Origin of the sequence: Algoriphagus resistens (assembly GCF_001442615.1) — a bacterium.
Lineage (GTDB): Bacteria > Bacteroidota > Bacteroidia > Cytophagales > Cyclobacteriaceae > Algoriphagus > Algoriphagus resistens.
In genome coordinates this window covers 208,570-220,610 of the sequence record NZ_LMXN01000004.1, presented here as the reverse complement: position 1 = coordinate 220,610, position 12,041 = coordinate 208,570, and the positions used below count along the sequence as shown (strand labels likewise).

Annotated in this window: 7 protein-coding genes; all 7 read left to right on the top strand. The window is 43.2% G+C overall.

Annotation, left to right across the window (positions count from 1 at the left end):
• Positions 1-102: 102 nt before the first annotated feature.
• Positions 103-888 (top strand): rhamnogalacturonan acetylesterase, encoded by a 786-nt coding sequence (locus AS141_RS09405; RefSeq protein WP_057937398.1) that lies wholly within the window; start codon positions 103-105, stop codon positions 886-888.
• Between the two features lie 77 nt (positions 889-965).
• Positions 966-2,861, top strand: a complete 1,896-nt coding sequence (locus AS141_RS25970; protein ID WP_082632240.1) for a pectinesterase family protein — start codon at positions 966-968, stop codon at positions 2,859-2,861.
• 371 nt (positions 2,862-3,232) lie between these two features.
• Entirely contained in the window at positions 3,233-6,520 is a 3,288-nt protein-coding gene (locus AS141_RS09395; protein WP_082632239.1) for a SusC/RagA family TonB-linked outer membrane protein, read from the top strand.
• A gap of 20 nt (positions 6,521-6,540) precedes the next feature.
• Positions 6,541-8,346, top strand: a complete 1,806-nt coding sequence (locus AS141_RS09390) for a RagB/SusD family nutrient uptake outer membrane protein (protein WP_057937619.1) — start codon at positions 6,541-6,543, stop codon at positions 8,344-8,346.
• 29 nt (positions 8,347-8,375) lie between these two features.
• Positions 8,376-10,037: a DUF4957 domain-containing protein gene (locus AS141_RS09385; RefSeq protein ID WP_057937396.1), complete on the top strand. Its 1,662-nt coding sequence runs from the start codon at positions 8,376-8,378 to the stop codon at positions 10,035-10,037.
• Positions 10,038-10,122: 85 nt separating this feature from the next.
• Positions 10,123-11,616: a pectate lyase family protein gene (locus tag AS141_RS09380; protein WP_057937395.1), complete on the top strand. Its 1,494-nt coding sequence runs from the start codon at positions 10,123-10,125 to the stop codon at positions 11,614-11,616.
• 17 nt (positions 11,617-11,633) lie between these two features.
• Positions 11,634-12,017: a VOC family protein gene (locus AS141_RS09375; protein ID WP_057937394.1), complete on the top strand. Its 384-nt coding sequence runs from the start codon at positions 11,634-11,636 to the stop codon at positions 12,015-12,017.
• Positions 12,018-12,041: the final 24 nt, after the last annotated feature.

Sequence of the window (12,041 nt, the reverse complement as noted above, 5' to 3'; positions counted from 1 at the left end):
CAGATTGGCTTTAAGTGTTAACTTAATTTACTTTAACTAGACAGATCAGCCGGGACTGGACTGTCGATGGTCGTCGGTTGGCATGAATAATAACTAGAACCCATGAAAAAACACCTTTCGATATTAGTAGTACTTTTCATCTTCTCCGCGTTTGTGCCAAAAGAGAAAGTCACAAAAATCTACCTGATCGGTGATTCTACAATGGCTGATTACTCCAAATACGAAGGAGAAGATTACATGAAAGAACGCTATCCGGTGACAGGATGGGGCCAGGTATTTCAATCTATCATGACGCTGGACAACCTTAAGTCTCTGCAACGTCTGGTAGCTACTGATTCAGTTATTGTGGATGATCGCGCCAGGGGAGGCAGAAGCACACGGACTTTCTTTGAAGAGGGCAGATGGGCCGCAGTCTATAGAAAACTAGAGGCGGGTGATTTGGTGATCATGCAATTTGGCCATAATGATGCTGCCAAAGAGAAAACCGAGCGATACGTGACTGTGGAAGGCTATAAAGAATATATCAGACTTTTTGTAAACCAAAGCAGGGAGAAAGGGGCCATACCCATTGTCCTGACTCCTGTGGCCAGGAATTATCCCTGGAAAGATGGGTTTTTGGAAAATGTACATGGAGAATATGATGCTGCTGCCAAGGAAGTCGCAGCGGAGCTTGATGCCTTGATGATAGATTTGAATCAACGGTCAAGGGATTTTTTCTCAGAAAAAGGTCAGGAATATGTGACCGCAAATTACTTCATGAACTTTGGGCCTGGATTGTATGAAGCATTTCCTGAAGGGCAAAAGGACAATACACATTTTCAGCCTGCAGGAGCAAAGGCAGTTGCACAGCTGGTACTTGAAGGAATGCAGGAACTGGCGAAAAAATAGGCATGAAGGGGCGGGGGAGGACGCATGGAAAGCAGGACCCAGACAAAGTTTAAATTCATTATGATTTGAAAAACACTATGAAATCAATTGGCCCGTTTCTTTTCCTGCTTTTTACATTTGTTTTTTGCAATCCTACGTTTTCGCAGGTTCAAAACCCTGATATTAAGGCATTAGATGCTGAAAAGTGGAAGGGGAAAATTGAGCATGATATTATCGTTGCGCAGGACGGTTCGGGGCATTTCAAAACAATTGGTGAAGCGCTGGATGCTATCCGGGTTTACCTTCCCAATCCTCTCACTGTGTTTATAAAGGCAGGTACCTATAAGGAGAAGTTGACTGTTCATGGCCCAGTGACCAATGTGACTTTTGTAGGTGAAAGCCCTGAAACAACAATTATTACTTATGATGATTTTGCTGCAAAAGATAACATGGGGACGTTTGGGACTTACACGTTGAAAGTGTTGGGCAATTCACTTACGTTCAGGAATCTAACTATCCAGAATACAGCGGGCCCTGTAGGTCAAGCGATAGCACTACATGCTGAAGGGGATCGCCTGGTGTTCGAAAACTGCCGCTTTATTGGAGACCAGGACACCATGTTTGCTTCAGGGGAAAACTCCCGGCAGGTCTACAGGAATTGCTACATTGAAGGAACTACTGATTTCATTTTTGGCTCTGCTACTGCGCTTTTCGAAAATTGTGAAATTCATTCCAAAGCCGATTCCTATATAACTGCGGCATCTACTCCAGCTTGGGTTGAGTATGGCTATGTGTTCAAAGACTGCAAACTCACAGCGGCAGAAGGTGTGAAGAAAGTATATCTGGGACGTCCCTGGAGGGATTATGCAAGGACTGTTTTCATTAACACGGATATGGGACCGCATATAGTTGAGGAAGGCTGGCATAATTGGAACCGGAAGAATGCTGAGCAAACAGTCTTCTATGCCGAGGCCCGAAGTGTTGGGCCAGGGGCTGACGCAACTTCACGGGTGGATTGGGCACATCAGTTGAGCGAGGATGAAATTAAAAAATACAGCAATGATCTCATTTTCTCGGGAGAAACAAAAGATGCTGACTTTTATGGAAATCGTTGGTTTGGCTATCAAAAGGACAGTTCATTCAACTTGGAGGATGCTTGGAAGAAAGACGTCAAGAATTTTCCTCATATCAAACCTGTTTATCCGATTCACAATGAAAAGGTTACATCGTTTAAGGGTCATGTTTATAAGACATCAGGGAACCGTAAGTTGAAGCTGGATGTATACGTTCCAAAGGATGCAAAATTTCCGCGTCCAGCGATTGTAATGATCCATGGGGGTGGTTGGAAATCCGGGGACAAGGAGCTTCAGGTTCCCATGGCAATGGCAGTGGCGCAGAGAGGTTTTGTCTCAGCGGTGGTGGAATATAGGCTTTCGCCAGAGGCGCAATACCCTGCGGCTATTCATGATGTAAAGGAAGCAATCCGGTGGCTGAAAGTACATGCAGTTGAATTTGGGTTGGATACTTCACAAATGGCCATCTCGGGAAGCTCGGCTGGTGGACAGATTGCAGCTTTGGTGGGGTTAACTAATTCCAAAGAATACGAAGGTGAAACAGAATTAAAGGCTTCCTCCGAGGTTCAGGCAATCATAGATATGGATGGTGTGTTGGCATTCCATCACCCGGAATCGGCCGAAGGACAGGTCGCTTCGGAGTGGCTTGGCGGAACTTATGAGCGAAAACCCGGGGTCTGGGATGCGGCATCACCACTTTATCTAGTGAACCCAAATCTGAAGCCAATACTTTTTATCAACTCCCAATACCCTAGATTTCATGCGGGAAGAGATGAGTTGGTGGCCAAACTTGACCAAAAAGACATTTATTCAGAAGTGCTTACTTTTCCAGACACGCCACATCCCTTCTGGCTGTATGATCGGTGGTTTGATCCTACGGTAAATGCGATTATTGAATTTTTAGACAAAGTCTTCCTATAAGCATATATTTTTTATAGAAATTCTTAGTAGATATCATGTAAACGATTGCGCATACATATCGAAATAGTATTCATTTCTGTCAGATATTTAAAATTTATCAATGGAATATTCTGATTTTTTACACAAAAAGTTCTGAATATTCTGATTTATATAAAATATATACCGAATACTTGACTGAGGAAATAATATTACGTAAAATGCAATCGATTGCACAATAATTAAAATTCACTGTACTTAATAGAAAATAACTTTATGAGTTTCTTTTTACTTAATCTCATCCCAACATGGAAAAATTGCTAGTCAAGTAGTAAGCTGACACGGATACTCTTTATCCTTAAAAAGAGAAATGTAAAACCCAAAATGCCAATTAAATGAAACAAATTTTACTCCTATCGGAAAAGCCCCGATATCTTTTTCTCTTATTATGTATGCTGTGCAGTCTGAGTTTTCAGACCCATGCACAAACCAGTCCTATCACCGGAACCGTAATCGGTTCTGATGGCCTTCCCCTTCCCGGTACATACGTGACTGTAAAAGGAACAACCCGCGGTGTGGTCACAGAGTTGGACGGCACGTATTCCATTTCGGCAGTTTCTTCGGAAACTTTGGTTTTTTCCTTTATTGGTATGAAAACCCAGGAAATCGAAGTTGCAAATCAATCAATTATTGATGTAACTCTTGAGGAGGACATGGCCCAACTGGAAACTGTTGAGGTCGTAAGTTTCGGGTATGGAACTGTGAAACGTAGTGATCTGACAGGCTCGGTCGCGTCCATCTCCGGTAAAGATCTATCTAAAATACCGGTGGCAAGTGCCGCGCAGGCGATTACCGGACGGCTTCCCGGTGTGAATGTGCTTACTACGGACGGATCTCCAGATGCAGATATTGTGATCCGCGTTCGTGGAGGAGGATCTATCACGCAGGACAATGCACCGCTTTATGTAGTGGATGGATTTATTGTGGGCAGCATCCGGGATATTCCCCCAACAGATATAGAGAGTATATCTGTGTTGAAAGATGCGGCTGCTACAGCAATTTATGGAGCACAGGCTTCCAATGGAGTAATTGTGGTGACAACCAGGACACCTGTTGCAGGTAAAGTCTCGGTTTCGTATAACAACTTTTTTCAATATAAAACACTTCCTAAGGACCGCAGGTACGATGTGCTAGATCCTTATGAGTATGTGATGGCAAATTATGAATATGCCAAGCTGAGATCTGAAGCTGACTTGAAAAAGTTTGAGAGATTCTATGGGGTCTATGATGATCTGGAACTTTACAAAGAAAAGCCGGGAACTGACTGGCAAGAGGAATTATTCGGAGATCCAAAAATGTCAATGTATAATAATATCTCCCTCTCAGGCGGTACAGACAAGACAAAAGTGATGTTGAGTTTGACCAATAATACCGATGAAGGTCTGATGATCAATTCGGGTTACACCAGAAATGTAATCAACTTCAAGCTGAACCAGGAACTTGGGAAAAGACTGACTTTTGATGCCGGGGCACGTGTAACCAACACCGTAGTGGACGGTGCCGGTACATCCGGAAATGCACAGATCAACATTAAGGATGCAGTGCAGACCAGACCTGTAAATGGTATTGCCGATGAGCTGGAGATTGATTTAAATCAACTCAACTCCGAAGATGACTTTCAATCATTTCTCTTAAGCCTTGTCAGTCCTATAGAACTTGCTGAGCAGGATTGGAGGAAACGTACAGATAATGATTATGTGTTCAATGCAGGCCTGACCTGGAATATTTTGGATGGACTGGATTTCAAAACCACCTTTAACGGATCCAAGACTTTCAGAGAGGAACTTAGATTCTACGGTCCGCTGACAGGCGAATCCTTCAACAACGGGGGGAGCTTGCCACTAGGAGTGAAAACCAATAGAGAAAGCAACTCTTACAGATGGCTGAACAGTGTGAACTGGAAAGTGAACGGGCTAGGAGAAAAACACCAATTGGATTTCTTGTTCGGCCAGGAGATTTATTCTTCCGGAGGAACTTATGCAATGATCCGTTCAGAGGATTTTAGATTGTCCATTACTCCTGAGGAGCTTTTTGCAAATATGACCTTCGGAAGAGTGGATAGACTGGAAACTAGAAATGACACGGACGCGAATAGGTTCTCACTTTTCGGTAGAGTCAATTACCAGTTCAATAACAAATGGCTTTTGACCGGTACAGTGAGAGCGGATGCTTCCAGCAAATTTGCCAAGGAAAACAGAGTTGGGGTTTTCCCGGCGCTGGCATTGGGCTGGAAAATTTCCGAAGAAGGATTCCTTCAAAATTCTACTTTCATCGATGAATTGAAATTGAGAGTTTCTTACGGTGAGACGGGAAATGACCGTATTGACGCGACTGCTACCCAGTTTCTGTTCCAGGGATCTACCAATCGCGGTCCAGGTTTTGGGAATGTGGATAATGTGTATTACACGCCAAGTAGCTCCGTATTATATAACCCAGATTTGGTATGGGAGACTACCATTAACAGAAACTTAGGGCTGGATTTTTCACTTATGCAGGCCAAAATTGAAGGTAGCTTGGATTTTTATTCCAATACCACCAGAGATCTTTTGCTTCAGTCTGCTATTCCACCGAATACAGGCTTTAGTTCTCAATGGGACAACATCGGTAGTACTTCAAATAAAGGGTTTGAACTGGGAATCAATGTTTATCTATTAGATAAGCCTGATTTCTCACTTTCTGTGAATTTCAATACTGGTGTGAACATTGCCAAAATCGAAGAACTGGACGGTACAAATGAGCGCTTTTTCCAATCTAACTGGGCAAGCACAGATCTGAACAATATCAATGATTACTACCTACAAGTTGGAGGAAGGCTTGGCGATATCTATGGCTATGTAAGTGATGGAATGTACGGTGTGGATGATTTTCAATCCTACGATGCAGCTTCAGGAAATTATTTACTTAAAGAAGGAATCCCGAGCTCTGGAGCTGTGGTGGGTAACACCAATATCAAACCTGGCTACATGAAGCTGAAGGACCTTAATGAAGATGGGGTTATCGATGCAAACGATAGAAAAGTAATCGGAAATGCACTTCCAAAGAATCAAGGTGGGTTTGGGATCAACGCCAGGTTTAAGGGTTTTGATGCTCAGGTATTCTTCAATTACCAATATGGTAATGACGTTTACAACACAGGCAAAATCCAATACAATCAGTACAGAAGAACAACTTATGGTAACCTGTTGACCACCATGAGTTCTGAAAATCGCTTCACTTATATAGATGTGGACGGCGGATATACTGGCATTCCCGGAGGAGTAGTGACTGATCTGGGCCAGTTAGGCGAGATGAATGCAGATAAGAATATTTGGTCACACAGTAGCTTCGGAATTGCCGGGGCGGTGATCTCGGATTGGGCGGTAGAGGATGGTTCATTCATCCGGTTGAATAATCTGACGGTAGGATATTCTTTCCCCAGAGATCTGATTTCTCGAATCGGCTTGTCTCAGCTGAGAATTTATGGTACGGGTAGCAATTTGAAATTATGGACGGATTACTCTGGATATGATCCAGAAGTAAGTACTAGCCGCAGCAGTACCTATGCGGCCCTGACTCCGGGAGTTGACTACTCCTCATTTCCACGAAGCCGTTCTTACACGGTTGGGTTAAATGTTACATTTTAATGGATCTGAATTTTAAACCAATGAAAATCAAATATATAGTACTAGCAGTTGTCGCAGGCATGAGTTTTTCATGCGACGACTTTCTTGAGCCAGAATCCCTATCTACTTTCGATACAAATTATATTTATTCCAATGTGGATGATGCCAGAAAGGGTGTGAACGCGGCTTATTCCCATTTTGGTACAGATGCTTTCCGTTCCAGGCTTTCCAATAATATGGCCGGGAATACAGATATAGAACATCAAAGTGGATGGACAAGCTCCGGTGACAGGTATCAGATTTGGGACCTCAATGCACAGGGAACCAATCGGGATCTGGAAATTGTCTGGAATACGGCCTATCAGGCAATCCGTGATGCCAATATTTCCATAGAAGGTCTTCGTGCCAGTGGAAAATTGGAATCTACAGATGTGGTGGAAGCCAAGACAATGAATCACCTGTTGGGTGAAGCTGTTACCTTGAAAGCTTATTGGTATAGTATCCTGGTCTATTTCTTCGGGGACGTACCATATGTAAATGATGCTCCTAGAGCTGGAAATGAATTCAATCTTCCAAAAGAGGACCGGAATATCATCCTATCTGGAGTGATTACAGATATGATCGAAGTGGAGGAGAACATGCTTTGGGCTGATGAGACTCCTTATGGAATCGAGCAGGTAACAAGAGAATATACCTTGGGAATGATCGCAAGGATCGCTTTGCAGCGAGGCGGATATTACGTTCAGGAAGACCTTTCCCAAGTGCGAGAAGGTGATTACCTAGAGTATTATCAGATAGCAAAGACTTACACGGAAAAATTAATTCAGTTGAAAGACCGTGAGCTGCCTTCTGATTATCGCCAGGTATTCTTAAACCAGTCCAAATTTATTTCCCCTGTGAATGCTGATGTGCTTTTTGAAGTGCCTTTTGCCCTGGGAAATGGGGATGTGGCATGGAATATAGGGATTACCGTAGAGGGTGGGCCGACTTCTGCGCATAGCTTTGGTTCAGGTAATAACTACATGGCTATCCCGCCGACTTACTATTTTTCTTTCGATACGTTGGATACCAGAAGGGATGTGACCTGCGCGCTTTATAAGATCAATACCAATTTCGAAAAAGAGTTTGTCAACAATAGGACGAACATCGCCCAGGGAAAGTGGAGTAGGTCATTTTTGGAGAATCCTCCAGGTGCTTCCTCCGCCAAAGGGACAGGTATCAACTGGCCTATGATGCGCTATGCGGATATTCTTTTGATGTATGCAGAAGCTGAAAACGAATTGAATGGACCTACAGCAAGTGCCCAGGAGGCACTGAAGAGAGTGAGAAGAAGAGCTTTCAGTGATGATCTTTGGAGTACTCGCGTAGATAGCTATGTTTCAGGTGTTTCTGCAAGCAAAGAGACCTTCTTTGAAGCGATCGTAGATGAAAGAGCATGGGAATTCGGCGGTGAGATGATCAGGAAATATGAATTGATCAGATGGGGAAATTATTCTCAGATGATGGCCGAAACTGTTGAGGGTTTAAAGGAAATGGCTGATGGGGCGTTTCATGGTACGGGTGATTTGCCTGACTATATGTATTGGAAAGTAAATGAGGCTGGGCAATTCGTGTTGCTCAACCCAAATACCAAAGTGGTGGCTCCGCCGGATGATAGCTGGAATCAGGTTCCGTTTCTGTTGAGTCTGCACAATGAAACGTTGCAGTACGAAGAGTGGATCACAAAGGATTGGGCAAATTACATCAATGGGCCCAATCCAGGCATAGTACGCTACATTTTTCCTATTCCTTCTACAGCTATCAACAATAGCCAGGGGACACTGACCAATGATGGTTATGGGTTTTAATGAGGCTATCAAAATCTAATAGATCAACAATGAAAATTCTAAATAGAAATATAAAAACTACCCTTTTTATGCTGTTGATGGCCGTTGTGGCAGTGTCAGCATGTAAAGAGGAAGAAGAGATGTTCGAACAGACCAGGTTGTTCAGACCGGTGTTGAACGAAGATTTGTATTCAGAAGGCAATACGATTATTGTCAACCAGGGGAATATGAAGAGTGCTATTTCCTATACGCTTGAGGTAAGCCGTGATACATTCCATACTGTGGAATATGTCATTGAAACGGATACGGCATATGTAGAAATCAATAAGGCGTTGATAGGAGAGGAGCTTTTCTGGAATACACTTTATCAGATTAGGTCTACGGCCCATGCTGCAGATCCTCAGTACGATAGTAAGGCCTCAGATCTAGGTAACGTGCGCACGCAGCGTTTTCCTACTATTCTAAACAATCCTGCCACGTATGATGTGACGGATAGAGCGGCCAGGGTGACTTGGACCAAAGCAGGTGCAGAGGTGACGGCTGTCAAAGTGTTTACAGCAGAAGACTTACAGCTAAGTACTCCGTTATTTGATGAGCAAATTGTGACCAGTGAAGAGCAGGGAAATGCTGAAGTAATTGTTGAAGGTCTGGAAGCTGAGACTGAATATCAGATCGCAATTTACAGTGAGGATGTCCTTCGAGGTTGGGTAAACTATACCACCCGGGTAGCAGACGTAGATCCTTCCGCTCCGGGTATAATAGATATTAGGGATAATGAAAGCCCAAGTGCCGTAGCTGATGCAGTGCTAGCTGCTGCTGATGGAGATCTTATTTTGGTGAAAAGAGGTGTGACTTATGACTTGCCAAAGGAGCCATTGGATAAATCAATAACTATTCGGGCTGCTTACGGATTTGGTGAGCAAAAAGCAAAACTTTACACTACGGGCAATTGGGATATAGCCGAAGGTGCGCAGATAGATCACATTAGATTTGTTGACCTTGAGTTGAGAGGCGCTGATTATTCGGGGGATTACATTTTCAATCCAAACACTAAGAATGTGAATGTGGGAGAATTGCTTTTTGAAAATTGCCAAATAGGAACAGTTCGCGGCATTTTGAGAATCAGAGGAACAGTGGCTCTGGATAAGTATATTATCAGAAATTCATTGGTGGATAGCATTGGAAGCTATGGTTTGCTGACCACAGATACTGACCCCAAGGAAGGTGAAAAGACAGCCCATGTGAATAACATTGTGTTTGATTCCTCTACCTTCAACAAAATCCAGGCTGGAATTACTTCCAGAAACAACTCAACCTCTATTTTGATCGATGCTTGTACGTTTGCCAATTTTGTCAGTGGAAGTAACAGAATCTTCAGATACAGAGGTGGAGATGGAAATAATAATGTGACAAATGGGATTTCTATCGGCAATAGCATTTTTGGACATGCATGGGATGAAAGCGATTCTGAAAGTTACGCTGTGAGAGGAATTGAAGGATTAAGCAATACGAATTTCGATATTGTCAACACCTATAGTACTGGGGACTTTAGTTTCTCGGATAGTGAAATTCCAGGCTTTCCGGTTGGGAATTACGCTAAGGGACAGGCTGACCTCTGGGTTAGTCCGCCTACAAATGACTTCAACTTCAAGGATATGGGCTTCGCTGGCAGGTATACTACCGGAGACAATCGATGGAGAGTGGTTTTATAAAGTACGGTATGAATTGGGTTATTGAATTTGGGGAAAGGGTGTGGTTTTGCCACACCTTCTTCTTTTCACCACATCGAAAAATCAAATGAATTTTATAAGTAAGATTTTCTTTGCTATCCTTTTAAATTCTATCTGTAGTTCCTGTGAGGAGTCTTCTGAACCTGATCCGGTAGCAGGAGATAAGGATAAAACTGATGAACAAGAAATTTCACCATATGAAGGCTTACATTTTGCCTTTCCGGGAGCAGAGGGTTTTGGAAGACTTACGACAGGTGGACGTGGGGGCAAGGTGTATTACGTAGATAAATTGACGGATGATGGCTCTGTGGGTACTCTCAGGCATGCTGTCAACCAGTCCGGTAAGCGCACAATAGTATTCAATACAGGAGGCACAATCCAATTGAAATCCAAGCTACAGATCAATTTCGGAGATATTACGATTGCGGGACAAAGTGCACCTGGGGATGGGATTACGATCCGGGATTTTCCTGTGGTAATCAATGCAGACAATGTAATTATACGGTACCTGAGGTTCAGGATGGGCGATGAGGGTAAACAGGAAGGTGATGCGTTAGAAGCCCGTTTTCACAAGGACATTATCATCGATCATTGCTCACTGAGTTGGTCTACTGATGAAACTGCCACTTTCTATGCAAATGAGAATACGACGCTTCAATGGAATATTATTTCTGAAAGTTTAAAAAACTCCGTACACGAAAAAGGATCTCATGGCTATGGAGGAATCTGGGGTGGAAAAAATTCTTCTTTCCATCACAATCTTCTTGCCCATCACGACAGCAGAAATCCACGCCTGGGAGAGGAAGCTGGAAAAGATTTTGCTCTGACTGATCTGGTAGATGTACGGAATAATGTGATCTATAATTGGGGTTCAAACAGTACCTATGGCGGGGAGGCAATGAATGTGAATATTATCAATAACTACTACAAACCTGGCCCTGCTACTCCTTCGGGGTCGAAGCGTAATAGGATAGTCTCCATCGACAAAAATAAAATTGAGGGGACGGAAGTCTATGATATCTGGGGCAAATTCTTTGTGGAAGGAAATGTGATTGAAGGGAATCCTCAGGCTTCTCAGGACAACTGGACTTATGGGGTCCTAAATCAGTTTCATGGCAGTTATGGAGAAGTCCCCCCAGCAGCTATAGACGGAATCCGACAGGCAAATCCACATCCCATTGAAGACAACACGGAGACCCATTCTGGTGAACTAGCGCTGGAATTGGTATTACTTCATGCAGGAAGTTCACTGAAAAGAGATGAGGTGGATTTGAGGATTATCGATAATGTATGGAATAATTCCTATTCCTTTGAGGGCTCACTTGGCAGCACTAATGGCATCATTGATTCTCAAGCAGATGTAGGCGGCTGGCCGGAACTTGCAGTTGGGACACCAGTTGTCGATAGGGATAAGGATGGTATCCCGGATGAGTGGGAATCCAAAAATAAGCTTGATCCTGGTCAGTCTAGCGATGGGGCTGAAATTAAGGAGGGAACGCCATACACCTATTTGGAAATCTACCTTAATAGTTTGATCAAGAATTTCCCAATTACCAATTAAAACAAAAAATATAAGTAATGAAATTTGAACATTTTGCCCTGAACGTATCTAATGCTTCTGCAGCCTCACTTTGGTACGAGGAACACCTAGGATTGAAAGTGGTCAAGAAAATGGCAGATCCACCGTATATGACATTTTTGGCTGATGATAGTGGAACAGTAATGATTGAGATTTATTCTAATCCCAAAGGTGAGACTCTTGATTTTGAAAAATTACACCCGCTGACAGTCCATCTGGCATTGGTCTCTGATGATCCCAATTCCGATAGAGACCGATTGGTCCAGGCAGGAGCACAGATGATTTCTGACGATATTTTACCTGATGGCTCTCATCTCATTATGGTCAAAGACCCTTGGGGACTGGCGCTGCAATTGTGTAAACGTGCAACTCCTATGATATAATATGGGACTTGGATTTAACAAATT

Excerpts from the sequence above, each read along its gene's own strand:
- AS141_RS09405 (WP_057937398.1), top strand. The coding sequence starts at position 103 with ATGAAAAAACACCTTTCGATATTAGTAGTACTTTTCATCTTCTCCGCG.
- AS141_RS25970 (WP_082632240.1), top strand. The coding sequence starts at position 966 with ATGAAATCAATTGGCCCGTTTCTTTTCCTGCTTTTTACATTTGTTTTT.
- AS141_RS09395 (WP_082632239.1), top strand. The coding sequence starts at position 3,233 with ATGAAACAAATTTTACTCCTATCGGAAAAGCCCCGATATCTTTTTCTC.
- AS141_RS09390 (WP_057937619.1), top strand. The coding sequence starts at position 6,541 with ATGAAAATCAAATATATAGTACTAGCAGTTGTCGCAGGCATGAGTTTT.
- AS141_RS09385 (WP_057937396.1), top strand. The coding sequence starts at position 8,376 with ATGAAAATTCTAAATAGAAATATAAAAACTACCCTTTTTATGCTGTTG.
- AS141_RS09380 (WP_057937395.1), top strand. The coding sequence starts at position 10,123 with ATGAATTTTATAAGTAAGATTTTCTTTGCTATCCTTTTAAATTCTATC.
- AS141_RS09375 (WP_057937394.1), top strand. The coding sequence starts at position 11,634 with ATGAAATTTGAACATTTTGCCCTGAACGTATCTAATGCTTCTGCAGCC.